This is a genomic window from Tateyamaria sp. (genome assembly GCF_039945315.1).
Lineage (GTDB): Bacteria > Pseudomonadota > Alphaproteobacteria > Rhodobacterales > Rhodobacteraceae > Tateyamaria.
In genome coordinates this window covers 194,386-217,924 of sequence record NZ_JBDUXB010000055.1, presented here as the reverse complement: position 1 = coordinate 217,924, position 23,539 = coordinate 194,386, and the positions used below count along the sequence as shown (strand labels likewise).

The following is a 23,539-nucleotide window of genomic DNA, read 5'->3' as shown; positions in this document are numbered from 1 at the left end:
AGCTTACACCAACCGCCCAGAATCCAGCCGCAATGTGCGATCCATCCGGGCCGCCAGTTCAAGGTTGTGAGTGGCAATCAGCGCCGACAACCCTGTGTCACGCACCAGTCCCATCAGCGCATCAAACACCTGATCTGACGTAGCCGGGTCCAGGTTTCCGGTTGGCTCATCCGCCAATAGCAGTCGCGGTTCATTGGCCAGAGCGCGGCAAAAGGCGACGCGCTGTTGTTCGCCGCCAGAAAGTTCGGCCGGACGGTGATCCGCACGCGGGCCCACCCCAACCTTTTCGAGGAGCATCATTGCACGCTCAGACGCGGCGCTTTTCGACGTTCCATTACTCAACTGCGGCAACACGATGTTTTCCAAGGCTGAAAACTCAGGCAACAGGTGGTGGAACTGGTAGATGAACCCCACATCCGCCCGGCGCGCCAAAGTCCGGCGCCGATCAGATTGCCCACTCAGGTTCTGACCACCCAATTCGACCGTTCCTGCGTCAGGCGTGTCCAGCAAACCCGCAATGTGCAGCAATGTCGACTTTCCTGCACCGGAGGGCGCAACAAGTGCAACAACTTCACCTTTGCCCACACTCAGGTCTACGCCGCGAAGCACCGCAACTTCGGACGGTTTGCCCGCATTGTAGGTCTTGGCGATGTCCTTCAGTTCCAGCACCACATCACTCATAACGCAGCGCCTCCACCGGGTTCATGCGGGCCGCACGACGTGCCGGAAAAATGGTGACGATGAAGGACAGCCCGAGAGACAGGCTAACCGCACTGAGCACATCCGACAGGTTTAACTGGGCTGGCAGCGCATAGATACCGCGAATGGATGGATCCCATACACCTCCGCCCATAAGGTAGTTCACCAGCGAAAACAGTGGATCGATATAAAGTGCAAAGAGGCAACCGAGTACTACGCCCATGGCCGTCCCGATCATGCCCGTGAAGGCGCCACAAATGAAAAAGATGCGCAGGATTGATCCTTCGGTCAGCCCCATGGTGCGCAGTATACCAATGTCGCGCCCCTTGTTTTTGACCAGCATAATCAGGCCCGAGACGATGTTCATCGCCGCGATCAGAACGAGGATCGACAGAATGATGAACATCACGTTGTCCTCAACCTCGAGCGCGCGCAAAAAACTGCCCGAGGCATCGCGCCACGTCCACAACTGGCTGCGCTCGCCGGCCGTCTGTTTAAGTGCGGCGGCATAGCTGTCGACGGCCTCGGGGTTTTCGACCATCACCTCGATCTCGTCCACGACCCCCTCGCGGTTAAAGAACGACTGTGCCTCGGCCAGAGGCAGATAGACACGCACCCGGTCGATGTCGTAGCGCCCGGCTGAGAATATGTACGTGACTTCATATGCGTTGATGCGTGGCGAGGTGCCAAAGGCGGTTTTCACCCCATTGGGTGAAATCAGCTTGATCCGGTCTCCCACCTGCGCGCCCAGTTCCTGCGCCACGCCCGAGCCGATGGCCACACCTTGTTCAAAGCGCGCGATGTCACCCCGGGCTGTTTCGGGGTCCGCAATGCGCGGCAAACTGCCAAGGTTTTCCGCCGATATCCCAAAGACTTGGACGCCCGCATTGCTTTGGCGCAAGTTGGCCATAACCTGCTCACGCACAATCGGCGCAGCGCGAGTCACACCCGGCACGGCACGCAAGGCCTCTGCCCGTTCATCGTAATCCGCGATGGTGCGGTCAATGGTTCCCGCCTGAGTGACCTCTCCAATTTGATAGACCGTCACGTGGGCATTGGCCCCAAGGATCGTATCCACAAACTCCGCACGAAAACCCGAGCGAACCGACAGCGTCGCGATCAGCGCAAAGACCGCCAGCGTGATCCCGATCAGGCTGATCCATGTCATCGTACTGACGCCGCCGGTGGCGCGACGCGCGCGCAAGTAACGCCATGCGATCATCCACTCGAAAGGGGCAAAAGGGGGTGTGGCCACGGTTTCGGGCTCCTGCTCTGTTTGCAAGCAGACTTGGGCGAGACGCAGGCGGAGGTCAAGCGGTTGCAGTCAGAGGCTTGGGTTGGACACGCGCCACGCTAAGGCGTGCGGGCACTACGCGCTCGCCGTGGCCATCGATAACACGGTGCGGCTTCGTGGGCGCAGGAAACACATCTGTTCTTGGAAAATCACCTACCCAAACAGGATTTCGTCGCCGGATCAGACCGCCGTTCCGGCGCGGCGGCGAAGCGGCCACATCAACAGTTTGAGCGCCACCCAAATGCCGAACAGCCCCGCAACAAATCCTGACCCTGCAAACGTCAGCCCCGCCATGCCAAGAGGGACCGCTGGTTCAAACGTCTCCATCGCCGCGCGCGCAACGTCTCGGTCGCTCATGCTGGTCGCGTGATAGGCACGCATAAACGGCCCTGCCCCTTCCAGCTTTGTCAGATCGGCTTGCAAGCTCTCGTAACGCTCAAACGTGCGCGTCATATCCTGCCGCCTCGCATCCAGAAATGCGCTGCCTTGCAGTTCAGCCAGTGCCGCGTCCCGCGTCAGGCCAGCATCTGCCGCCGAGGCGTCAAAGTCTGCAACCACCTCGCCCAGCGCATCCACTGCTCCGCCCAGACGCTGGGTGTACTGTTGGGCGAATTCCGGGAACTGAGACGCTGACGCGCCGCCCAAGACACCGCCCGCCAAAACCAGAACCCGGGCAATCATTCCACCGCCCCGTAAGCCGTACGGCCAATTTGTGTATCTAACGCCAGCATGGTGTCGAAATCCACACAGGCGTCATAGCCCATGATGGCAGTCCATTTTCCACCGAATGTGACGGCGTAAGAACCAACGTTCATGCGTCCGGGAAAACAGAGCGCACCGAAATGCCAAAAATTGAAAGTACCATCGCCAGTGTGGTTGGGGCGAAACACGGTGCCAAGCCCATAGTAGGGTCCGTTTTCGAACAATTGCACATGTGGATAGTCAAATGGATTGCGACCCGTTGCGGTGCCTTGCCCATACCAATGTGCATGCAACCGCGCATAATCCAAAGGCGACATTGTCCAACCGCCCCAACTGAGGAACCCGCCAGCCCGCGGTGATGGCATACCCGTCACGCCTACAGGATCCAACACGAGGCGTTTGCAGGTGTCTTCATAACTGTCCGGAACGCTGGCCTCGATCACCAACCCCAACAAGGCGTAGTTGACGTTGTTGTAGACGTACTGCCCCGACACTCCGGTTGGTGCCGACATCGCCTCCAGCACGTCAAAGCCGCGTTGTCCGTCGGTGTCCAGCCACTCCGGCATCAGCTTCTGTGTGACATCCTCGGTGAGGCCGCTGGTGTGGGTCACAAGGGATGCAACGCTGACATCCGGGCCGCGGCCCAGCACATCGCGAACTGAAACTGACATGTCCAGATCACCCGAATCCAGAAGCGCTGCGGCGCAAAGCGCGGTGATGGATTTGCTGACGCTCGCCAATTCAATGGGTGCGGTGGCATCCCCAATCGCGTAGGTGTCGGCACCTTGGAACGCCAGCGCACCTGTTCCGGTCGTCTGATTGCGCTCCAGCCACTCCGCATAGGCCGCGCGCATTGCCTCCACCCGGTCAGCGTCCTGAGAGGCCGCTGCCAAAGGCAGCAGCGCCAAAATCAGCACGGATAAAACAAGCGCTTTCATCACTTACAGCCTAGCACAAGGCGGCGATCAATGTGCCGCGTAAATCTCCGCTACGCGCTTGACCGCCTCTTCGGGCGGCAACTCTTCGCTCACCCCTGTACGGCGCGAGGTCAGTTCGACCACGCCGTTCTTGAGACCCCGTGGCCCGACGGTGATCCGCCATGGCAGTCCGATCAGGTCCATCGTGGCAAACTTGCCCCCAGCGCGCTCGTTGCGATCATCATAAAGCGGCTCAAGGCCCAGCAAACCAAGGCTTGCATATAGAGCCTCACAAGCCGCGTCCGCCTCTGCATCGCCCTGTTTAAGGTTCACGATGCCGCAGTGATAGGGTGTGACGCCTTCTGGCCAGATGATGCCGTTGTCATCATGGCTGGCTTCGATGATGGCGCCCATCAGGCGGCTGACACCGATACCGTGGCTGCCCATATGCACTGGTACCTGCTTGCCATCCGGGCCCTGCACAACCGCGTTCAAAGCATCCGAATACTTGGTGCCAAAGTAGAAAATCTGCCCCACCTCGATTCCGCGCGCCACGCGACGGCGTTCCTCGGGAATGGCGTTGAACAACGCCTCGTCGTGGGTTTCGTCGGTGCGGGCATAAAGATTCGTGAACTCTTCCATCACGCCCGCGCACTGAGCCACATCATCATAGTCGATGTGACGATCGCCAAAGGTGAGGTCGGTGACGGCACTGTCATAGAACACTTCAGACTCACCAGTGTCGGCCAATACGAGGAACTCGTGGGTATCATCCCCGCCAATCGGTCCAGAATCCGCACGCATCGGAATGGCCTGCAAGCCCATCCGCTCGTAGGTGCGGAGGTAGCTGACCAGATGGCGGTTATAGGCGTGCAGCGCGTCTTCTTTGGTCAGGTCAAAGTTGTAGCCGTCCTTCATCAGAAATTCGCGGCCCCGCATCACGCCAAAGCGCGGGCGGATCTCGTCGCGGAATTTCCACTGGATCTGATACATGGTCAGCGGCAAGTCTTTGTAGCTGCCGACATGGGATCGAAAGATATCCGTGATCAACTCTTCGGCCGTGGGGGTGAACAGCATATCACGCCCGCCGCGATCCTTGATGCGCAGCATCTCGTCGCCGTAGGCATCATAACGCCCGCTTTCACGCCACAGATCAGCCGATTGAATGGTGGGCATCAGCATGGCCATGTGACCAGCGCGCGCCTGTTCCTCGTGGACGATGTTTTCCAGCTTGCGCAGAACCTTAAAGCCAAGTGGCAGCCAGGAATAAATCCCCGCGCTGGCTTGCTTGATCATGCCAGCCCGCAGCATCAGGCGGTGGCTCACGATCTGCGCCTCGCTGGGGTTTTCCTTTAGTACGGGCAAAAAATAACGGCTCAAACGCACGATCAGCACTCCATCAGATATTTGGACCTGATTAGGCGAAAGGGTGAAAGGCCGCAATCACACTTGAACGGCAGTCCGGGAAAAAGGCGGATGCGTGCCTTGACCGCGCGGGCCAATTACAGCCGTGAAGCCGCGTATAGGCAAAGACGCACTATGCTTGCGACCACTTCTTCCCTTGAAAGCGGGGGTAAAAACCGCAATGTGGACCCAAGGTTAAAAGGGAGACAGCATGGCCCTGCCGGTGCGCGATCAGTTAAAATATTGGGGGATCGCCGCGGCGATCTTTTTCTTGCTGCTTTACGCGCTGGGTGATCAGTTGCTGCCTTTCTTTCTTGGGGCCGCTATCGCCTATTTCCTTGATCCGGTCGCTGACTGGCTTGAGGAGCACGGTTGCAACCGCGCCCTCGCCACAGGGATCATCACCGTCAGCGCGATCATCGTCTTTGTCATCCTCATCCTCTTGGTGATCCCCAACCTTGTTCAGCAGTCCGTGCAACTGTTCAACGCCGCACCCCAAATCGCCGAAGACGCAACAACCTTCCTCAACGAACGTTTTCCCAGCCTGCTGGATGAAAATTCGGCCGTACATCAAACGCTTTCGAGCATCGGCCAAACCATCTCTGAACGGGGGGGTGACCTGCTCAACTCTGCCTTGATCTCAGCGGCAAGCCTTATCAACATCATAGTGCTGTTCGTCATCGTGCCTGTGGTGGCGGTTTACATGCTGCTGGATTGGGACCGAATGATTGCACGCATCGACGCCCTGCTGCCTCTCGATCATGCGCCCGTCATCCGCCGCCTCGCTCACGAAGTTGACACGACCCTGGCCGGGTTTATCCGGGGCATGGGTACAGTCTGCTTGATCCTTGGAACATATTACGCTGTCGCGCTGATGGTGGTGGGCCTTCAGTTCGGGCTTGTCGTTGGTTTCGTGGCGGGTCTTTTGACCTTCATTCCTTACGTGGGCGCGCTTGTGGGCGGCGCTCTGGCCATCGGTTTGGCGCTGTTCCAGTTCTGGGGGGAATGGGGCATGATCGCTGCAGTGGCCATCATTTTCATGATTGGTCAGGTTGCTGAAGGAAATGTACTGACACCAAAACTGGTCGGTGAAAGTGTCGGACTGCACCCAGTCTGGCTTATCCTCGCCCTGACGGTGTTTGGCGCTCTATTTGGTTTTGTCGGCATGCTTGTTGCGGTGCCAATGGCCGCCGCCATTGGGGTGTTTGTGCGGTTCCTCGCAGACCAGTACAAAGACAGTCGCCTCTACAAAGGATTAGAGGCTGACATCGAGACCGAAGACTGATCATGGCCACGCAACTGGGACTGGATCTGCCTGCACGCGCAGCGCTTGGGCGTGACGATTTCCTTGTAGCGCCATCCAACGCGCTGGCCTTGAAGATGATCGATGACTGGCAGAACTGGCCATTGCGCAAACTGGTACTGAGCGGTCCCGGAGGCTCAGGAAAAACGCACCTCACCCATGTTTGGGCCGCCGCCAGCGGCGCACGGATCATAGCGGCACGTGATCTGACCTCTGACCTCCTCGACACTCCCCCAACAGGGCCAGTCGCGGTCGAAGACGTGCCTCTGATCTCTAAAGACATGGACACCCAGACAACCCTGTTTCATCTTCACAACCAGTTGGCCGAGGCAGGACAGCATTTGCTGATGACAGGCACCCAAGCCCCGTCCCTTTGGGCCATGTCACTGCCTGATCTGCAAAGCCGGATTGACGCGGCAGGGCACGCGGCCCTCGATCCCGCAGATGACAACTTGCTGGCGGCAGTGCTGGGCAAACTGTTTAATGACCGTCAACTGACGCCACGGGCGGATGTGATCCCCTATCTGGTCACCCATATGGAACGTTCTTTCGAGGCCGCGCGGCGCATCGTCGCCACCCTCGATGCAACAAGTCTGGCCCGCAAAAAGCCAGTGACACGCGCCCTTGCCGCAGAGCTGCTGGACATTGACACGGACGATAGGGGATAAACGTCACTTAACCGTCACATGTGATCGCCATATCCGCCCCATGACCAATGCCGACTTTCTTGCCTCGCCCTTTCCCGAACCTGTCGACCTGCCCGATCTGGACACAAACGGTCCGGGCCGGTTTTTTAATCGTGAACTCAGCTGGCTGAGCTTTAACTGGCGCGTGCTGGAAGAGGCGGAGAACCCGCGCGTTCCGCTCTTGGAAAGGCTGCGGTTCCTGTCGATCTCGGCCGGCAACCTTGATGAATTCTACACCGTTCGCGTCGCAGGCTTGCGCGAACTGGCCATCGCAGGGAACACAACTCCCGCCGCAGATGGCCTGTCGCCCGCCGAACAGCTGGTGCTGATAAACGAAAACGCGCGTGCACTGCTGACCGAACAACAACGGGTCCTCAAGGACCTGCACGAAGCGATGGACGCAGCTGGCATCAATGTCCTGACACCAGAAGAGTTGACCGAAGAAGACATCGCGCATCTTGAGGACGTATTCCTTGCCGAAGTCTTTGCCGTCCTCTCTCCTCTGGCCATTGATCCTGCACATCCGTTCCCCTTTATCCCCAACACCGGCTATGCGCTGGCCCTACAGATGGAGCGCAAGTCCGACAAACGCAAACTTCAGGCCCTGCTGCCCATCCCGGCCCAGATCGACCGCTTCATCGCCCTGCCCGGCCCCGGCCAACGGTTCCTGCCGCTAGAAGAACTGCTGATCCTGCACATCCCGAACTTGTTCCCGGGCTATAAACTCAAGGCACATTTCGAATTCCGCGTGCTGCGCGACAGCGATCTGGAAGTCGAAGAAGAAGCTGAAGACCTCGTGCGCGAGTTTGAAGTTGCCCTGAAACGCCGTCGCCGTGGGGAAGTGGTGCGGATGACCCACTCCGCAGGCGCGCCAGACGCGCTGATGGCGGTTATCAAGGAAGAACTTGGGGTCACGGATTCCGAAGTGGTTGAGGTCGATGGTATGCTTGGTCTGGCGGACCTCAGTGCGCTGGTGCTGGATGATCGTCCGGATTTGCTATGGCCCTCGTTTACCCCACGCGTCCCCGAGCGGGTCAGTGACTTTGACGGCGACATGCTGTCCGCCATCCGCCAAAAAGACATGCTGCTGCATCACCCATACGAGACATTCGACATGGTGGTACGTTTCCTTCAGCAAGCGGCGCGGGACCCGGACGTCGTAGCGATCAAACAGACGCTTTATCGGACTTCAAAAAACTCACCCATCGTCGAAGCCCTGTGTGAAGCGGCAGAAGACGGCAAGTCCGTCACCGCCCTTGTCGAACTCAAAGCCCGCTTTGATGAGGCCGCCAACATCCGCCAGTCGCGCCGCCTCGAACGGGCGGGTGCGCATGTGGTCTACGGCTTTATTGACCTCAAGACGCATGCAAAAATCAGCACCGTGGTGCGCCGCGAAGGCAAAAAGCTGGTGACCTATACCCATTTTGGCACCGGCAACTATCACCCCGGCACGGCCCGTATCTACACCGACGTGTCGCTGTTCACCTGCGATCCGAAACTGGGGCGCGATGCGACCAAAGTCTTCAACTACCTGTCCGGATACGCCCCGCCCGAAGCGCTAGACAACCTCGCCATTTCGCCAACCACCCTGAAACCCAAACTGCTGGAAATGATCCAAGCCGAAGCTGACTACGCCGCCAAAGGTAAACCGGCTGTGATCTGGGCCAAGATGAATTCGTTGATCGATTCCGAAGTCATCGATGCGCTCTATGCAGCAGGACAGGCGGGCGTGAAAATCAGCCTTGTCGTGCGGGGTATCTGCGGGTTGCGGCCGGGGATCAAAGGTTTCTCCGATAACATCCGGGTTAAATCCATCGTTGGGCGGTTCCTCGAACACTCGCGCATCGTCTGCTTTGGCAACGGGCATGGGCTGCCGTCCAAGAAAGCCCGCGTGTTTATATCTTCAGCGGACTGGATGGGGCGAAACCTGAACCGGCGGGTCGAAACACTGGTCGAGATTGAAAACGCCACCGTAAAGGCGCAGATCGTGAGCCAGGTCATGGCCGCAAACCTCGCCGATGTGGCACAAAGCTGGGTCATGGCACCCGATGGCAGTTTTAAGCGTCCAGAGTTGCCCGAAGGGACATTTGCCTTCAACTGCCATCGCTTCTTCATGGAAAACCCCTCGCTCTCCGGGCGTGGATCGGCGGGGGCCTCAGACGTGCCCAAACTGACCCACACCGAGGACTAAGCGCACGCGCCCGGATCGTCGAGCGCATTGACCAAGGCGTCTCACTGGTTCATCACTGATCACAAGATCGGCACCACGGGGGGTCCATGAACGTTTTGGTCGAACCGCATCATGACGGGGGTCTTTTTGGCCGTCCGCTGTTTGAAGACCCTTCAGCCCGCGCTTTGTCCCGTGTTGGTGTCGTTGACGTAGGCTCAAACTCGGTCCGGTTTGTGGTCTTTGACGGGGCCGCGCGCAGCCCGGCCTACTTCTACAATGAAAAGATCATGTGCGCCCTCGGAGCCGGCATGTCCGGCACCGGACGTCTGAACCCGGAAGGCCGCGTGCGTGCCCTTGCTGCGTTGCACCGATTCAACCGTCTGGCTCAGGGCATGGGGCTGTCTGATCTGACCGTCGTAGCCACGGCGGCCGTGCGCGACGCAAGCGACGGCCCGGCCTTTTGCGCGGATGTTGAACGCGAAACCGGTCTTTACGTGCGCGTCATAGACGGACGGGAAGAGGCACGGCTGTCCGCTCAGGGTGTTCTGCTTGGCTGGCCCGGCTCTTACGGTCTGGTCTGCGACATTGGTGGATCGTCCATGGAACTGGCGGAAATATCGGGGGGCATCGTGGGGCGCCGGGAGACTTCTGATCTCGGCCCTCTCAAACTGCAAACCGTGAAGGGTGGCAAAAAGGGGCGCGCCGCACATATCAAAGCAACCATGGAACGTCTCAAGGACGCGATGGGCGCACAGCGTGATCGGCTGTTTCTGGTTGGCGGCTCATGGCGCGCAATCTGCAAAGTGGACATGCACCGGCGTGGTTACCCTTTGCAGGTGCTACACGAATATCGCATGACCCCTAAGGCCGTCCGTCAAACAGCCAAATTCATCGCCAAACACCCCGATCCGGAACAATTGCGCAATGCCTGCGGCATTTCAGCGGCGCGTATGGCGCTGGCACCACTGGCAGCCGAGGTGCTGGTACGGCTGATAAAAACGTTCAAGCCCAAAGACATCGCCATTTCCAGTTACGGCATTCGCGAGGGGATGCTTTACGAGCAGATGCCCCAAAAATTGCGTGACCGTGATCCCCTGATTGAGGCGTGCTATTTCGCCGAATCCAAGGATGCGCGCATGCCGGGTTTTGGCAAACGGCTCTATGAGTTCTTGGAACCGCTGTTTAAATCCGCCCCATTCGAGCGCAAACGCCTGATCAAGGCGGCCTGCCTTTTGCACGATGTGAGTTGGCGCGCCCATCCCGATTATCGTGCAGAAGTGTGTTTCGACAACGCCACCCGTGCGAACCTCGGCGGGCTGAAACACTCCGAACGGATCTTTCTGGGTCTCGCCCTGCTCCACCGGTACACCAACCAGCGCGAAGGCACCCATTTCGAATATCTCTATGACCTTGTGGACGAAAAAACGCTTATCGACGCCGAAGTACTGGGCAAAGCCATGCGGTTTGGCGCGATGATGTGGACGGACAAAGACGCCAATCTCGGAGAATTCCGCTGGTACCCCAAGAAAAAGAAGCTCGAACTGCGCCTATCCAAGGACGCGATGCCACTTTTTGGTGAGGTGGCCGAAGCACGGCTGAACTCGCTGGCTGCGTCGCTTCGCGCAGAAGTGACCGTCAAGCAGCGTAAACGCTAAAGCTCAATCTGGCCCTCTTCATCGGGCTTTGGCGTGTCCGTGGGCAGTTTCCGCCGGATGATGATGTCGCCGTTATCGAGGATCTCGGGCGGTTCATATACGCTCCAGTCCTCAACCTGTTCCAACAAATCGCGCAGTGCAGGCCCCATCTGGGCGGTAAAATCGCGCAATGCGGGACCATATTCATCCGCCAACTCTTGGAAATCCTCAAGTGCGGGCTCCATTTGCTGCATCAAGCCTTCCATCAGCATTTGCGCCCCCCGTTCCATAAGAGACAGCCCATCGCGCTCATCTTGGGCCATGGCCGGGGTGCTACATGTCAGACACGCAATCAGGATCAGACGTTTCATAGCCTTAATATGGGACCTCAAAGCGAGATATCCAAGCTCACCGGGAAATGATCTGACGCAGTGACCAGCGCATCTCGCAAGGCAGGCTGTCCCCAGCACTCCGGATCATCAAGCGGATGCCAGATGCGCCAGCGCCCTTCACGCTTGGCCAGATCGGGCGATACCATGATGTAATCCAAGAGAGCCTGCAAATAACGTTGCTCAGGCCGAATCCAGAACCGCGCAGTGGTCGGCATCGCGCCGAGGCGGCGTTGCAACCCTTGGCGCGCGTGCGGATCAAACAGCGCTGCCTCCCCTTCGCCCATAATGATCTCAACCGAAGAGCGGCCAAAGAGGTGTTCGTATTCATCCAGACCCGGGCCGTCATTGAGATCACCCATCAGGATCAACGACGCACCTTCCTCAAGATGCGCCGCGATGCGCGTGCGCAACCAGATCGCCTGTGCCAGTTGCTTGCGCCGGTTCGCGATTGACATGCGTAGGACCTCGTCCCGCGTCTTGGCCCCGTGGGGGGCTTTGGATTTCAGATGTGCGCCGATCAGACGGAGCTGGGCCCCGTCCCCAGTCTCCACCGCCAATTCAAGAGGAGGTTTTGAAAAAACAACTCTGTCCTCAGTTGCATCGATGTCCAAATCAATCGCGAATTCACCGTCAAATTGCGGCGCACCGGCGTGGATCTCCGGATCATGGCGCACCGTCAGGACATCGGGATCAAACAACAGGGCAATCTCTTGCTGTGTGTCATTGGCAAAACCGATAACAGCGCGGCGCGCCCGAATGCTAGCATTAGCGGCAAAGGTCTCAAGAGCCGCCACTGAAGCGCGACTTCGCCCTTGATCCGGAGCCTCAACAATCATTACGCCGTCCGCATCCAAGGCTTGAAACACGTTGCACAGCGCAGCAATCTGATCTTGTCGGGTGACACCATAGCGGCCCGACGGCTCGCCATCGTTCAACAGCGCGCCATCGTCAGCGAACAGGTTGGTCATCCACTCGATATTGTAGGTGGCAAGCCGCATCAGGCGTGCGCACTCCGGATGTCTTCCCACGCCCGGTTGATATCGATCATGCGTTTTTCAGCCAGACGCACAGCCTCTTCGGGTACGCCGCGGGCCATCATCGCATCCGGGTGGTTCTCGCGCACGAGTTTACGCCAAACTTTGCGCATAGCCTCAATATCCATGTCCGGGGTTATACCGAGCACGGTGTAGGGATCAGGTACAGCGTCAGGGACAAACCGCGCACGCAGGGCGCGGAATTCAACGTCTGGAATGGCAAAAATGTGGGCCACCTGCTCAAGAAACGCATCCTCGTTCGGGTGATAAAACCCGTCCGCCATCGCAATGTGAAACAGTCCCTCAATGAGGTCGGTCAGGGTCTCGGGCTGATCGGAAAACATGGAATGGATGCGCGTGGCGTATTCCTCAAAGCCCGCCACATCCTGACGGGCAAGGTTGAACACACGTGCCGCCCCGGCCTCGTCTTGCGCGGCAATGTGAAACACGTCCCGAAAGGCCGTAACTTCGTCACGGGTCACCTGCCCGTCCGCCTTGGCCATTTTGGCCCCCAAAGCGATCACAGCAATAGCAAAGGCAACACTGCGTTCAGGAGGCGAGCGCAATCGATCAAAGACAGCCGTAAGCCCTTCACCTGCAGTGAGGGCCGCGAGAGCGTCAGATATGCGAGTCCAAAGCGACATGAGGCCATCTTATAGGCCAAGGTCCGCGCGCATGTTAGGGCAATCAGACCTATACGAGCAGCTTTTGCATGAGGATCAGATCAAGCCATTGATCGTTCTTGCGCCCAACCTCAGGCATCTGGGCCACGGTTTCAAAACCAAGGGCAGCGTGAAAGGCAACAGCGTTCGGATTGGCACTGCTGATCCCGGCCACAATGACGTGATGACCTTGGCTGCGCGCGTGCTCCGTCAAGGTCTGCATCAACGCACGCCCCTGCCCACGCCCTTGGGCCGATGTGTCCAGCAGAATGGAGTGTTCCACGGTCGCCGCGTATCCGGGGCCCGAACGAAAAGGACCATATGTGGCAAAGCCTGTCTGGTCTGTCAGCACAAACACGGGACGGGTTGCGATCATCTCCAAGATCGCACCTTCGGTCTTTGGCTCGGTTGTAAAAGTGAAAAGCGTATCAGCAATCATCGCGTTCCAGATCGCCGCGATCCAGCCCGCATCCTGATGTGTCGCAAACCGGATCACAGGATGCGTTCGCCATGTGGCGTATCAAACACCGCCTGCATCGCGATGGGCCCCGTTTCGACCGCGACGCGGTCGTCATTCAGATGCCGCGCCAATGTGGTGATTAATACTTCGGCCTCGGGATGGCGCAGCGTGAACCGTTTCAAACGCGCGCCGGTTGGGTTCAGCTTGGTCGCCGGATGCACAATCCCGGGGGGCCACTGCAGCAGTGCAGGCCACAGATTGTCAAAGGGCGTTGTGCCCTGTGCTGACACGGCCATATGCCAAGCTAATGCGCCGCGTGCCACCTGAACCGGTGCGCCACACCCCTCTGGCAAATCACGCAAGTCAGCCTCCAAATCATCCACGGCACAGGCCCAGTTCGACAAACGCGCTGGCCCTGCAAACCGGTCGAGATCAAACCAACGGGGACGCGGCGGCGGATCAGCTGAAAGATCCGGCGCAATCGCCTCCAGATACAGACCATCCTCCAAACCCATCAGCGCGTTGTGCGTGTGAAACACACTGTGTTGCCCGCCGGGTTGCATCGTCAAACCCAACGCATCCTGAATATGGGCCTGTGCTTCGGCCAGTGTTGTAGCACCGACAACCAAATGGTCGAACTTCATCGTCTAAGCCCTTGTTTCTCCGAGGATAGTCAAGATCTCTTGTGCCGCTGCCGGGATGTTGGTGCCCGGTCCAAAGATCGCCTTGACGCCTGCATCGTAAAGGTACTGATAGTCCTGCTGTGGGATCACCCCACCACAGATCACGATGATCTCTTCGGCCCCAGCTTCTTTCAGGGCGTTCACCAGCTGCGGCGCGAGGGTTTTATGGCCCGCCGCCTGCGACGAGATACCGACCACGTGCACGTCGTTGTCCACCGCGTCCTGCGCCGCCTCGGCGGGAGTTTGGAACAGGGGGCCAACATCAACGTCAAAGCCGATATCGGCAAAGGCTGTCGCAATGACCTTTGCGCCGCGATCATGTCCGTCCTGTCCCATCTTGACGACCAGCATGCGAGGGCGCCGCCCCTCGGCGTCGGCGAAGGCTTCAACTGACTTCTGGATAGCAGCAAATCCTTCGTCGCCTTCATAGGCGGCACCGTAGACTCCGGAGAGCGTTTTAACCTCGGCGCGGTGGCGTCCGAATACTTTTTCCATAGCCATGCTGATCTCTCCTACGGTTGCACGGGCGCGGGCCGCCTCGACGGCCAATGCCAAAAGGTTGCCATCGGCGCGCGCGCCCTCTTCCAATGCATGAAGTGCGGCCGCACAGGCAGCCTCATCCCGGGCCGTACGGATGCCTTCAAGGCGCGCGATCTGGTTATCGCGCACTGCAGCGTTGTCGATATCCAGGATGTCGATCGGGTCTTCCTCATCAAGGCGAAATTTGTTCACACCCACGATGACCTCGTCGCCTTTGTCGATCAGGGCCTGTCGGGTGGCTGCAGCCTCTTCGATGCGCAGTTTAGGCATGCCGGATGCGACCGCCTTGGTCATGCCGCCCATCTCTTCGACTTCTTCGATCAGTTTCCAGGCCTCTTCAGCCAGATCGTGGGTGAGTTTTTCCACGTAGTAGGAGCCCGCAAGCGGGTCGACCACATTTGTCACGCCGGTTTCATTTTGCAGGATCAACTGTGTGTTGCGCGCAATGCGGGACGAAAATTGTGTTGGCAAAGCAATAGCTTCGTCAAAGGAGTTCGTGTGGAGAGATTGGGTACCGCCCAACACGGCAGCCATCGCCTCATAGGCGGTGCGCACCACATTGTTCATCGGGTCCTGCTCTTGAAGGCTCACGCCGGACGTCTGGCAGTGGGTCCGCAGCATGCTCGATTTCGGGTTCTTCGGCTCAAACTCCGCCATGATCTTGTGCCAAAGCAGACGGGCCGCCCGCAGCTTGGCCGCCTCCATGAAAAAGTTCATGCCAATGGCGAAAAAGAACGAAAGCCGTCCCGCGAACGCATCTACATCCATGCCCCGGGCAATGGCGGCACGCACATATTCGCGGCCATCTGCCAGAGTAAAGGCAAGCTCTTGGACAAGGTTCGCACCAGCTTCTTGCATGTGATAGCCCGAGATGCTGATCGAGTTGAACTTGGGCATATCGGCAGACGTAAAGGCGATGATATCCGCGATGATGCGCATCGAGGGTTCAGGCGGATAGATGTATGTATTGCGCACCATGAACTCTTTGAGGATGTCGTTCTGAATGGTGCCCGACAGGGCGGCGCGGTCCACGCCTTGCTCTTCCCCGGCGACAATGAAGCTTGCAAGTATTGGAACAACTGCGCCGTTCATCGTCATGGAAACGCTGACTTTTTCCAGCGGAATTCCGTCAAAAAGGATCTTCATATCCTCGACTGAATCGATAGCAACACCGGCTTTGCCGACATCGCCCTGAACCCGTTCATGGTCACTGTCATAGCCACGGTGTGTGGCCAGATCAAAAGCAACGGACACCCCCTGCTGACCCGCCGCAAGCGCGCGGCGGTAAAAGGCATTGGATTCTTCAGCCGTTGAAAAACCAGCGTATTGGCGGATAGTCCACGGTCGCCCGGCATACATCGTTGCCTTCACGCCACGCGTAAACGGTGCCTCACCAGGAATGGTGCCAAGGTGGCCGACATCGGCAAGGTCCGCCTCTGTATAGATCGGGGCGACGTCGATCCCTTCGAGCGTTTTCCATGTCAGATCGTCAACGGGTTTGCCGCGCAGTTCACCCTCAGCCAGGCTGCGCCATGCGTCTTTCTTCGATGTCATGTCCTAGTCCTCGTTTGTACGGACCGTGTGGCAGGGTTTTCCCCGCGCGTGTCTGGTCCAGTTCTTCTGTCAGTGTTGCAAGACCGTTTGCACCGCTTATCAGCCAGTGCATGTCGTCTGCGTATGCTTCGCGCAGGGCCGCGCGCGCGTTAGTGTCGAACGGGTTCCAACGCCCATCCGTATCCGGAACGGCGTCAATGTCTTCCCCCCGCTCGGCTAAAAAATCCCGTAACTGTGCAGCTGCCGGTGCCCGATTTAACCATTCGGGCGCTGCATCACGGGGGGCCGCGTGACCCGTGGCCGCCGTCAGCATCAAATCCGGGCGATCTGCCGACATTTCAAACGGGATGACCTCAATCTGTGCAAGCGGGGCCGCACAGGACACGTCCAACACCACATTGCGCCAAGTGCGCGGCTGGCGCGCAATCCCCAGACACCGCGCGGCATTAGGCACTGCATGGCCTCGCCCAACACCATACGCCAGCGACGAGGCCCAGAAATGATCCAACGCGCGAATAGACAGCACGATCTTGTCAATCCGCTGGTCAAACGCCCAAATGTAACGCGCCAAACGCTCGCCAATGTCGGGGTAAAGGAGACTTTTGCGCAGGTTCATACGGACCGAACCCATCATGTTTTCATCGCTGACCAGCAAGGTTTCCACACCGTTAGCTTGCGCCTTTTTCATATTGAGCAGAATGCGCCCGCGGGCGCGGCGTGCGGCCGTCAGACCCAGACCCGGTGTCGGTTGAATGCCTGCAAACAACCCTTTGCGGGTGCGCATAGGCCCCCAGAACCCGAGTCCTCCATCGCGCAAGTCAGCGCTGTGACGACGAATGTAGGATTGAAAACTCGTCGTGCCGGTGCGGTGTGCCCCGATGTGCAGAATGACTTTCATCTGTGCCCCTTTTGATGCCCTATGGGCCGTGTGACGCACAGGTCGGGTGCGCGAGATGGGCAAGGCTGGCATGTAGAGACTTGAAGAGGCATTAAAGCTAAAAATGATGTGACTGGCGGTCGTAATTGACGAAAATACATCTACATATCCCCCATCAGGAGAGCATATGAAATACGTACTACCCGTCGTAATTGCAGGCCTTTTGGGCGGCTCACTGGCGGCCGCAGAGGGTGATGTCACGCCAGCAGAAGCCCTCTTTGTCGAGGGTGATGTGGAAGATTTGAGCCAATTTGTCTGGGAAAAGCGCCCGATCATCATATTCGCGGACAGCCCTGCCGATCCGAACTTTGGCCAGCAAATCGAATATCTGGAAACACGCGCCCAAGAGTTGCTGGACCGCGACGTCATTGTTTTGACCGACACGGACCCGTCCGGAGACAGCGCTTTGCGCACGAAATTGCGCCCGCGTGGGTTCATGCTTGTACTGATCGGCAAAGATGGCGGCGTCAAACTGCGCAAGCCGTATCCTTGGGACGTGCGGCAGTTGATGCGTTCCATCGACAGTATGCCGATGCGGCAACGCGAAATTCGCGAGCGTCGGGTCGAAAATGGCGGCTGAAAGCTGTGGTAGCGCAGCCTTAACCCATCTGTGTCATCTTGAGCTTGAGAGTTGCGTGCACAGGCACGCACGCCTATATTGTGGGTGAAAGCACCGCGCATGTGCGGTGTCGTGAAACGAGGGAATGTAATGTCTGATACGTCCAAACGTTCTACCCCCATCACTGGTCGGAATGGGCCAAGCCCGGGCTACTGACCCCGGACGTCACACCCATTTCACGCAGCGCCCGATCGGCATAGGTCTTTGCGCGCTGTTTCATCTGCAAATACTCAAAGTACGAAATTTCACGGCGCCTTATGCTATCTTCGTCAGTGCCCGTGACAAATGCATCCAAGCGCGAGTCGGCGATCTGTGCCTCGATCGCCTTGAGTTGTGAGTAGTACTTCACAACCGGATCGATCACTGTTTTTGGCAGAATATGGATGTCTGCCAGCACGGACTGGAACACCATGTCGTTGTCCTCTGTGGGCAAGAACGGGACATACCCCGTTGCGATGCGCGGCTGCATCGCCTCCCACGCCGCATTGAGATCCTCGCCTTCCAGCACCTCAAGATAATGCTTTATCTCAGCCACGAGCGCCCGTTGCACATCATCACGCCGTTCGCGGCGCAAGCGACGGGCATCGGCCCGGTTCTGTGCCCCGTTTACTATCCAGCCAACGGCGACAAACAGGCCTGCCAGTACGGCCTGCCACAGGCGTGGGTCGATGGTGGATATCCACCCGGTTATGCTGCCTGTTTCGCTCACTCGAACTCAAGAATGACTTCGTCAACGGCCAGACTGTCACCGGCAGCGGCATTGACCTTGGATACGATGCCCTTACGCTCAGCGCGCAGGATGTTTTCCATTTTCATCGCCTCGATGGTGCATAGGGCCTGCCCCACCTGCACTTCTTCGCCAGGTTCGACATGCAGGGTCACGACCAGCCCGGGCATTGGGCACAAGAGCAGCTTGGAGGTATCTGGCGGCGTCTTGATAGGCATCATGCGGGCCAGTTCAGCCTGACGAGGGGTGCGCACGTGCACAACCATGTCCGCTCCGCGCGTCCGGATGCGGAACCCGCCTGACACTTTACCGACCTTCAGAACAAGCGACGTGCCTTCCACCTGCATTACAGCCAGCTGATCACCCGGAGTCCACGCGCCAGACACCCGCAGCGTCGCACCATCAGAGAACCGGACCGTCGATCCAGACTGATCTGCGTCGACCGTCACATCGAACGAGCGGTCCTGCAGCGTCACGTTCCAATCTTCACCCACCTTGCGTTCGTGATTGTCCATCCGTCCCGACACGCGGGCGCGACGAATTTCAGCGACCCGGTGCATGGCTGCGCAGGCCGCCGCCACCCGGACCAGTTCCGCTTCGGGCAATGTGACGCCTTCAAACCCGTCCGGGTATTCTTCGGCGATAAAGGCAGTGGTCATGTCGCCTTTGATAAAGATGGGGTGGTCCATCACCGCGCTCAGGAAAGGCAGGTTGTGACCAATCCCTTCGACCTCGAAACTGTCGAGTGCCACGCGCATTGCTTCAATGGCGGTGGCCCGATCCGGACCCCATGTGCACAGCTTGGCGATCATCGGGTCGTAATACATGCTGATCTCACCGCCTTCGTAGACCCCGGTATCATTGCGCACAGCCGTCTCGCCACTGGGGGCCTCACCCTGCCATTTGCCGGTATCCAGCAGCGGTCCAGCTGCCACCTCCATCGGAGGGCGATAGCGGGTGAGACGCCCAATCGAGGGCAAGAACCCGCGATAAGGATCCTCGGCATAAAGCCGGTTTTCGATGGCCCAGCCGGTAAGGGTCACATCGTCCTGAGTAATGCTCAGGGGTTCTCCGGCGGCAACGCGGATCATCTGTTCAACCAGATCGACGCCTGTGATCAGTTCGGTCACCGGGTGTTCCACCTGAAGGCGCGTGTTCATTTCCAGGAAGTAGAAATTCTTGGACCCATCCACGATGAATTCGACGGTGCCCGCGCTGGCATAACCCACGGCTTTGGCCAATGCGACGGCCTGTTCCCCCATCGCCTTGCGGGTCGCCTCGTCCAGAAACGGGCTTGGGGCTTCTTCGACGACCTTCTGGTTGCGGCGCTGGATCGAACATTCACGCTCGCCCAGATAGATGCCGTTGCCGTGGGCATCGCAAAGCACCTGAATTTCGATATGCCGGGGCTGGGTGACAAACTTCTCGATGAAGATCCGATCGTCACCAAAGGAATTGGCCGCTTCGTTCTTGGACGACTGAAAACCCTCGCGGGCTTCTTCGTCATTCCACGCGATGCGCATGCCCTTGCCGCCGCCCCCGGCAGAGGCCTTGAGCATCACAGGATAGCCAACTTCATTGGAAATCTTCACCGCCTCGTCCGCATCCGCAATCAGCCCCATGTAACCGGGAACCGTGCTGACCCCCGCCTCCTTGGCGATCTTCTTGGATGTGATCTTGTCCCCCATCTTCTCAATCGCACCGACCGGTGGGCCGACGAATGCAACGCCAACTTCAGCCAAAGCCTCGGCAAACTTCGAATTCTCGGACAGAAAGCCGTACCCCGGATGCACCGCTTGCGCACCCGAAGACGTGATGGCCTCCATCACCTTGTCGATCACGATGTAGGATTGGTTGGCCGGTGGTGGGCCGATATGAACGGCCTCGTCGGCCATCTGCACGTGCAGGGCCTGCGCATCCGCGTCCGAATAGATTGCAACGGTTTCAATGCCCATCTTGCGCGCGGTCTTGATGACACGGCAGGCGATTTCGCCACGGTTGGCGATCAGAAGCTTCTTGAACATGGGCCCTCACTTGAGTTGGGTAGAAAATGCAAAACGCCGCCGTGCAACGGGGCACGACGGCGGTTTTGAGATGTCAGATGTTGGAACGCGCGCGCGTTAGCAGCCGACGATGTCGAGCTCGCACGCGAGAATGTTGCCCGCAGCACCGACCGCAAGGCCGGTCGCAATGCTGCCACCCGCAACGGCAGCCGCGCCTGCGCCGACCGCGCCGCCGATGATGGCCTGTTCGCCTGCAGTGTTTCCGCAAGCGGCAAGGCCAAGCGCTGCGACGCATGAAAGCGTGATGTATTTGATGCCCATTTTGTTTTTCCTGTGCTCGTTTTCTTTTTCTTTGTGGATAGACGAAGCAGGGCAAAGGTCAAACGGCGCGAGAAACAGAGTGTCAGATGCGCGCCAAACTGCCTAGGCGGGCAAAGATCCGCCTGTGCACGGGACGAAACGGCAGCCGAAAAAATGGCGGGCAGCAGCGTGTTGGAGAATAACTGCTGCCCGCCAGGGGAAGGGGTACGCAAATGGTACATGCCTTCGGATTTGTTCTGGGGAACCGAAGGCACCACAGAAGCGTCGCACAGCCATTTGCCGTACGCATAGGACAGTTTTGGACGGCGCTCCATTTCAGCCCATTTTAGCCATATACGGGAATATGCTGGCGATTTTGCTCCGATCATCGACCGCCCTCCCCGTCAAATGCGTCAGGAAAAGATGCGCGAGCCACGGGCTCGTCAATGACCAAAAGGGCCTCATAATCAGCGACATCAAAGGGATCTGTGGCCGGGATCACCTCGCGACCAAACAGCCACGAGAGGCGGCCTGCATCCAGATTCCCACGCTCGAAAGGCTCTGCACCAAACTGCGCCCAAAGGGCAGCCATAAATGCAGCATCCGCCCGCTTGTCGGGGGGGCGACGATCGGAAAACCGCTCGCGGCTGGTCAGCGGCGTGACCCCTTTGGGATTGGGGCGTCGAATGGTGAATTGGAAATCTGTGCCCGTCAAACGGCCGGGAAATCCGCGATGCTTCAGCATGTGCTGCCCCCCGCGATAAGGGGTGTCAGAGCGGGCCGTGAGGCCCGCCCCGGGGAATTATTTGTACTTGCCGGTCTGGACTGGCTCTTGGCTGATGGGCTCCGGGTCAACCACAACGAACTCTTCGTTGTTGTTGTTGCCACACGCGGCAACCAGAACCAAAAGGCTAACCAAACCCAATGTTTTGATGCTCTTGGACATCTGTCTCTCCTGTATAGAATTCTTGAGCGCACCGATTGATGCACTCCCTGCGAGGTAAGGAGGTCTCTCTGACCCCTTGGCCATGGTATATGGGAAATCGGGTCAAAAATAAACGGTAGTGCAACGACTTGCGCGGGATGTGGCCGCAATGCCGCAAAGCCATTTCCAAGCCTATATGTCGGCGTTCTCATCAAAAAGCCTCCCATATGCAGGCGTCATCAGCGATGCGAAACGCCTCGATAAACTGCGTCGCTGCCGCATCTGCTTCGCCAAATGGAACAGCGCGATCCATGAGGGCCACAACAATCACATCCGCGCTGAGGTCGTATTCGCGCATGTAAGGGCGCGCGACCGTCTCACAAAGATGGGCAAAGTCAGCCTCGGCTTGCGCATATGAAACATCACCGTCTGTGCGCGAAATTTGGGGCGCGACAAAGCGAAATCGAAGCCAGCTTTCAGTCTCGACCGCGTCCACCAGCACTTCGTGCAGCGCAAGCGTTTGTCCCGAGGGAACTTCCTGTGCGGTGACAGGTGCGGCCAGTAAAGTAAGAAATGCGCAGCCCCGGACCCAGTGCCGCAAGCGGCGTCGAGCTCCTCCCTCCGGGGCTGCTGTGCGGGCGAATGTCAGCCTGCGCACTAACTTGTTCGCCATCTTATGAAGGTGACGAGGCGTCATTTTGCACCTTCTTCTCGAGTTGTAAAGTCAGCCGGTGAGGTAATCTCGATCAACTCCATATCATCCGAATGGCGCACCTCGCGATGAACGATCCCCGGAGGTTGCAAAACGCAAGAACCAGACCGCAGTATATTTTCGCCCTGCCCTTCGTATTCGAACACAACCCAGCCCTTTGTCACGTAAACCATCTGAAAATCCAGATCATGGCTGTGCCAAGTGCCGGGGCTTTCCATCCCCGGAACGGCGCGGATCACGTGGGCTCCGTAATTGCCTGACGTGGCTTCTTTGATGCCCAGTTGGCGGTATTCAAAGAATGGGCGCAGGCCCGCCCCTTCAAAGGTGCCACTGTCTGCATGCGCGATGGTGAAGGCCTGATTTTTCCACGAGCTCATGACGTCATCCTCGCCTGTGCAACCCAACGAGCCCGTTTCGTTGTATCGTTTAGCAAAGCCTCAATGGTGGCTTCGGTATCCGCGCTGATCCGTCCAATCGCCCGCCCGCCAGCCGTGACCGCCCATCCAGTGCCGGTCGGCGCAAGGCGTACCACCGGAGAAAAGCCGCGTACGTTCCGCATCACCCGCCACAAATCCTGTCGGATTTGATGAGCTAGGCGCAAAGGGCGCCCCGGGGGCAAGTCCGCGCGTGCCGCTACATCAAAACGGGCGGGCAGTTGACGGGCCAAAGTAACTGTGCCGTCCTGACTTGTGATATGCCAACGTCGTTTCATTCTGGGCGCTTCGCGATGCAGTCGATTTCTACCAAGGCCCCAACGGCAAGTGCGGTAACACCAACAGTGGTGCGCGCCGGACGGCGATCTTCGGGAAAGTAAGTCTGATAGGTGTCGTTGAATGCGGCATAGTCCCGCTCGAATGCGGTGAGGTAGCAACGACATTGCAGCACATGGCTGAGGTCAAGACCGACGCCTTTGAGGATGATCTCAAGATTGTCCATCACCCGTCGGGTCTGCGCCTCGATCCCTTGAGGCAAGGGCGCATCCGGTGCATCCGGGTCCGTCGGCATCTGCCCCGTCAGGATGACCCAGCCATCGGACTCCACCGCGTGGGAAAACGGGGCAACAGGGCGCGGGCCGGATGCAAGGAGGTGAAAGTCGGGCATCGGTCACGTCACTCCCAAAAACAAGGTCTCACCACCAATGCCGCCCGCGATCTGACGCTCCGCAAAAGCAGGTATGGCGGC

The 23,539-nt window shown here is 58.5% G+C and carries 26 protein-coding genes; 5 read left to right on the top strand and 21 right to left on the bottom strand.

Translation table 11 applies throughout. From position 1 onward, the window contains the following. Window positions 1–3: 3 nt before the first annotated feature. The 5 genes from ABJD00_RS19005 to proS form a co-directional block, all read right to left on the bottom strand. Window positions 4–681 carry an ABC transporter ATP-binding protein gene (locus ABJD00_RS19005; protein ID WP_413831966.1) on the bottom strand — a complete coding sequence of 226 codons (678 nt, stop codon included), beginning with the start codon at window positions 679–681 and terminating at the stop codon, window positions 4–6. Continuing rightward, on the bottom strand, window positions 674–1,921 hold the full coding sequence (locus ABJD00_RS19000) for a lipoprotein-releasing ABC transporter permease subunit (RefSeq protein WP_413832040.1): 1,248 nt from the start codon (window positions 1,919–1,921) through the stop codon (window positions 674–676). Before ABJD00_RS19000 ends, ABJD00_RS19005 begins: the two co-directional genes overlap by 8 nt. A gap of 252 nt (window positions 1,922–2,173) precedes the next feature. Next, window positions 2,174–2,674 carry a DUF2937 family protein gene (locus tag ABJD00_RS18995; protein WP_413831964.1) on the bottom strand — a complete coding sequence of 167 codons (501 nt, stop codon included), beginning with the start codon at window positions 2,672–2,674 and terminating at the stop codon, window positions 2,174–2,176. Next, the gene (locus ABJD00_RS18990; protein WP_413831962.1) at window positions 2,671–3,633 is read right to left on the bottom strand and encodes a serine hydrolase domain-containing protein; all 963 of its coding nucleotides are present in this window, start codon (window positions 3,631–3,633) and stop codon (window positions 2,671–2,673) included. Before ABJD00_RS18990 ends, ABJD00_RS18995 begins: the two co-directional genes overlap by 4 nt. Before the next feature lie 27 nt (window positions 3,634–3,660). Then, window positions 3,661–4,998, bottom strand: coding sequence for a proline--tRNA ligase (gene proS / locus ABJD00_RS18985; RefSeq protein ID WP_413831960.1), 1,338 nt, complete (start codon window positions 4,996–4,998; stop codon window positions 3,661–3,663). 229 nt (window positions 4,999–5,227) lie between these two features. Between proS and ABJD00_RS18980 the strand changes: the two genes are divergently transcribed. The 4 genes from ABJD00_RS18980 to ABJD00_RS18965 all read left to right on the top strand — a co-directional run bounded on the left by ABJD00_RS18980 (window position 5,228) and on the right by ABJD00_RS18965 (window position 10,830). Beyond that, window positions 5,228–6,301, top strand: a complete 1,074-nt coding sequence (locus ABJD00_RS18980) for an AI-2E family transporter (protein ID WP_413831958.1) — start codon at window positions 5,228–5,230, stop codon at window positions 6,299–6,301. A gap of 2 nt (window positions 6,302–6,303) precedes the next feature. After that, window positions 6,304–6,987 carry a DnaA ATPase domain-containing protein gene (locus tag ABJD00_RS18975; RefSeq protein ID WP_413831956.1) on the top strand — a complete coding sequence of 228 codons (684 nt, stop codon included), beginning with the start codon at window positions 6,304–6,306 and terminating at the stop codon, window positions 6,985–6,987. Between the two features lie 40 nt (window positions 6,988–7,027). After that, the gene (locus ABJD00_RS18970) at window positions 7,028–9,196 is read left to right on the top strand and encodes an RNA degradosome polyphosphate kinase (RefSeq protein WP_413831954.1); all 2,169 of its coding nucleotides are present in this window, start codon (window positions 7,028–7,030) and stop codon (window positions 9,194–9,196) included. Window positions 9,197–9,282: 86 nt separating this feature from the next. Further along, complete coding sequence (locus ABJD00_RS18965; RefSeq protein ID WP_413831952.1) at window positions 9,283–10,830, top strand: Ppx/GppA family phosphatase; 1,548 nt, start codon at window positions 9,283–9,285, stop codon at window positions 10,828–10,830. Here ABJD00_RS18965 and ABJD00_RS18960 read toward each other — a convergent pair. The 7 genes from ABJD00_RS18960 to ABJD00_RS18930 are packed head-to-tail and all read right to left on the bottom strand — an operon-like array spanning window position 10,827 to window position 17,032. Then, complete coding sequence (locus ABJD00_RS18960) at window positions 10,827–11,180, bottom strand: hypothetical protein (RefSeq protein WP_413831950.1); 354 nt, start codon at window positions 11,178–11,180, stop codon at window positions 10,827–10,829. The genes ABJD00_RS18965 and ABJD00_RS18960 overlap by 4 nt on opposite strands. 17 nt (window positions 11,181–11,197) lie before the next feature. Then, window positions 11,198–12,199, bottom strand: coding sequence for an endonuclease/exonuclease/phosphatase family protein (locus ABJD00_RS18955; RefSeq protein ID WP_413831948.1), 1,002 nt, complete (start codon window positions 12,197–12,199; stop codon window positions 11,198–11,200). Further along, window positions 12,199–12,879 carry a TerB family tellurite resistance protein gene (locus ABJD00_RS18950; protein ID WP_413831946.1) on the bottom strand — a complete coding sequence of 227 codons (681 nt, stop codon included), beginning with the start codon at window positions 12,877–12,879 and terminating at the stop codon, window positions 12,199–12,201. The genes ABJD00_RS18955 and ABJD00_RS18950 overlap by 1 nt, the downstream gene beginning before the upstream one ends. Before the next feature lie 49 nt (window positions 12,880–12,928). Further along, window positions 12,929–13,393 (bottom strand): N-acetyltransferase family protein, encoded by a 465-nt coding sequence (locus ABJD00_RS18945; RefSeq protein WP_413831944.1) that lies wholly within the window; start codon window positions 13,391–13,393, stop codon window positions 12,929–12,931. Continuing rightward, window positions 13,390–14,001, bottom strand: coding sequence for a VOC family protein (locus tag ABJD00_RS18940; protein ID WP_413831942.1), 612 nt, complete (start codon window positions 13,999–14,001; stop codon window positions 13,390–13,392). Before ABJD00_RS18940 ends, ABJD00_RS18945 begins: the two co-directional genes overlap by 4 nt. A gap of 3 nt (window positions 14,002–14,004) precedes the next feature. Next, a complete protein-coding gene (gene scpA, locus ABJD00_RS18935; protein WP_413831941.1) occupies window positions 14,005–16,134 on the bottom strand; it encodes a methylmalonyl-CoA mutase in 2,130 nt (709 codons plus the stop codon). Further along, complete coding sequence (locus ABJD00_RS18930; protein ID WP_413831939.1) at window positions 16,097–17,032, bottom strand: hypothetical protein; 936 nt, start codon at window positions 17,030–17,032, stop codon at window positions 16,097–16,099. The genes scpA and ABJD00_RS18930 overlap by 38 nt, the downstream gene beginning before the upstream one ends. Window positions 17,033–17,198: 166 nt before the next feature. Between ABJD00_RS18930 and ABJD00_RS18925 the strand changes: the two genes are divergently transcribed. Then, window positions 17,199–17,651, top strand: a complete 453-nt coding sequence (locus ABJD00_RS18925; protein ID WP_413831937.1) for a DUF4174 domain-containing protein — start codon at window positions 17,199–17,201, stop codon at window positions 17,649–17,651. 160 nt (window positions 17,652–17,811) lie between these two features. On the opposite strand, the gene ABJD00_RS18920 is transcribed toward ABJD00_RS18925, so the two are convergent. The 9 genes from ABJD00_RS18920 to ABJD00_RS18880 form a co-directional block, all read right to left on the bottom strand. Further along, window positions 17,812–18,399: a hypothetical protein gene (locus ABJD00_RS18920; protein WP_413831935.1), complete on the bottom strand. Its 588-nt coding sequence runs from the start codon at window positions 18,397–18,399 to the stop codon at window positions 17,812–17,814. Further along, the gene (locus ABJD00_RS18915) at window positions 18,396–20,441 is read right to left on the bottom strand and encodes an acetyl-CoA carboxylase biotin carboxylase subunit (RefSeq protein ID WP_413831933.1); all 2,046 of its coding nucleotides are present in this window, start codon (window positions 20,439–20,441) and stop codon (window positions 18,396–18,398) included. The genes ABJD00_RS18920 and ABJD00_RS18915 overlap by 4 nt, the downstream gene beginning before the upstream one ends. 96 nt (window positions 20,442–20,537) lie before the next feature. Then, window positions 20,538–20,741, bottom strand: a complete 204-nt coding sequence (locus ABJD00_RS18910; RefSeq protein ID WP_108837084.1) for a hypothetical protein — start codon at window positions 20,739–20,741, stop codon at window positions 20,538–20,540. Between the two features lie 364 nt (window positions 20,742–21,105). Further along, window positions 21,106–21,465, bottom strand: coding sequence for a hypothetical protein (locus ABJD00_RS18905; protein WP_413831931.1), 360 nt, complete (start codon window positions 21,463–21,465; stop codon window positions 21,106–21,108). A 57-nt stretch (window positions 21,466–21,522) separates the two neighbouring features. Continuing rightward, a complete protein-coding gene (locus ABJD00_RS18900) occupies window positions 21,523–21,666 on the bottom strand; it encodes a hypothetical protein (RefSeq protein ID WP_413831929.1) in 144 nt (47 codons plus the stop codon). 190 nt (window positions 21,667–21,856) lie between these two features. After that, on the bottom strand, window positions 21,857–22,246 hold the full coding sequence (locus ABJD00_RS18895) for a DUF6497 family protein (RefSeq protein WP_413831927.1): 390 nt from the start codon (window positions 22,244–22,246) through the stop codon (window positions 21,857–21,859). 92 nt (window positions 22,247–22,338) lie between these two features. Then, the gene (locus ABJD00_RS18890; RefSeq protein WP_413831925.1) at window positions 22,339–22,734 is read right to left on the bottom strand and encodes a cupin domain-containing protein; all 396 of its coding nucleotides are present in this window, start codon (window positions 22,732–22,734) and stop codon (window positions 22,339–22,341) included. Next, window positions 22,731–23,069, bottom strand: a complete 339-nt coding sequence (locus tag ABJD00_RS18885; RefSeq protein WP_413831923.1) for a hypothetical protein — start codon at window positions 23,067–23,069, stop codon at window positions 22,731–22,733. The genes ABJD00_RS18890 and ABJD00_RS18885 overlap by 4 nt, the downstream gene beginning before the upstream one ends. Next, entirely contained in the window at window positions 23,066–23,458 is a 393-nt protein-coding gene (locus ABJD00_RS18880; RefSeq protein ID WP_413831921.1) for a RidA family protein, read from the bottom strand. The genes ABJD00_RS18885 and ABJD00_RS18880 overlap by 4 nt, the downstream gene beginning before the upstream one ends. Window positions 23,459–23,539 lie beyond the last annotated feature (81 nt).

Excerpts from the sequence above, each read along its gene's own strand:
- ABJD00_RS18930 (WP_413831939.1), bottom strand. The coding sequence starts at position 17,032 with ATGAAAGTCATTCTGCACATCGGGGCACACCGCACCGGCACGACGAGT.
- ABJD00_RS18885 (WP_413831923.1), bottom strand. The coding sequence starts at position 23,069 with ATGAAACGACGTTGGCATATCACAAGTCAGGACGGCACAGTTACTTTG.
- ABJD00_RS18910 (WP_108837084.1), bottom strand. The coding sequence starts at position 20,741 with ATGGGCATCAAATACATCACGCTTTCATGCGTCGCAGCGCTTGGCCTT.
- ABJD00_RS18915 (WP_413831933.1), bottom strand. The coding sequence starts at position 20,441 with ATGTTCAAGAAGCTTCTGATCGCCAACCGTGGCGAAATCGCCTGCCGT.
- ABJD00_RS18960 (WP_413831950.1), bottom strand. The coding sequence starts at position 11,180 with ATGAAACGTCTGATCCTGATTGCGTGTCTGACATGTAGCACCCCGGCC.
- ABJD00_RS18900 (WP_413831929.1), bottom strand. The coding sequence starts at position 21,666 with ATGTCCAAGAGCATCAAAACATTGGGTTTGGTTAGCCTTTTGGTTCTG.
- ABJD00_RS18955 (WP_413831948.1), bottom strand. The coding sequence starts at position 12,199 with ATGCGGCTTGCCACCTACAATATCGAGTGGATGACCAACCTGTTCGCT.
- ABJD00_RS18940 (WP_413831942.1), bottom strand. The coding sequence starts at position 14,001 with ATGAAGTTCGACCATTTGGTTGTCGGTGCTACAACACTGGCCGAAGCA.
- ABJD00_RS18925 (WP_413831937.1), top strand. The coding sequence starts at position 17,199 with ATGAAATACGTACTACCCGTCGTAATTGCAGGCCTTTTGGGCGGCTCA.
- ABJD00_RS18990 (WP_413831962.1), bottom strand. The coding sequence starts at position 3,633 with ATGAAAGCGCTTGTTTTATCCGTGCTGATTTTGGCGCTGCTGCCTTTG.
- ABJD00_RS18995 (WP_413831964.1), bottom strand. The coding sequence starts at position 2,674 with ATGATTGCCCGGGTTCTGGTTTTGGCGGGCGGTGTCTTGGGCGGCGCG.
- ABJD00_RS18950 (WP_413831946.1), bottom strand. The coding sequence starts at position 12,879 with ATGTCGCTTTGGACTCGCATATCTGACGCTCTCGCGGCCCTCACTGCA.
- ABJD00_RS18980 (WP_413831958.1), top strand. The coding sequence starts at position 5,228 with ATGGCCCTGCCGGTGCGCGATCAGTTAAAATATTGGGGGATCGCCGCG.
- ABJD00_RS19000 (WP_413832040.1), bottom strand. The coding sequence starts at position 1,921 with ATGATCGCATGGCGTTACTTGCGCGCGCGTCGCGCCACCGGCGGCGTC.
- ABJD00_RS18975 (WP_413831956.1), top strand. The coding sequence starts at position 6,304 with ATGGCCACGCAACTGGGACTGGATCTGCCTGCACGCGCAGCGCTTGGG.
- ABJD00_RS18905 (WP_413831931.1), bottom strand. The coding sequence starts at position 21,465 with ATGCTGAAGCATCGCGGATTTCCCGGCCGTTTGACGGGCACAGATTTC.
- ABJD00_RS18890 (WP_413831925.1), bottom strand. The coding sequence starts at position 22,734 with ATGAGCTCGTGGAAAAATCAGGCCTTCACCATCGCGCATGCAGACAGT.
- ABJD00_RS18970 (WP_413831954.1), top strand. The coding sequence starts at position 7,028 with ATGACCAATGCCGACTTTCTTGCCTCGCCCTTTCCCGAACCTGTCGAC.
- ABJD00_RS19005 (WP_413831966.1), bottom strand. The coding sequence starts at position 681 with ATGAGTGATGTGGTGCTGGAACTGAAGGACATCGCCAAGACCTACAAT.
- scpA (WP_413831941.1), bottom strand. The coding sequence starts at position 16,134 with ATGACATCGAAGAAAGACGCATGGCGCAGCCTGGCTGAGGGTGAACTG.
- ABJD00_RS18965 (WP_413831952.1), top strand. The coding sequence starts at position 9,283 with ATGAACGTTTTGGTCGAACCGCATCATGACGGGGGTCTTTTTGGCCGT.
- ABJD00_RS18880 (WP_413831921.1), bottom strand. The coding sequence starts at position 23,458 with ATGCCCGACTTTCACCTCCTTGCATCCGGCCCGCGCCCTGTTGCCCCG.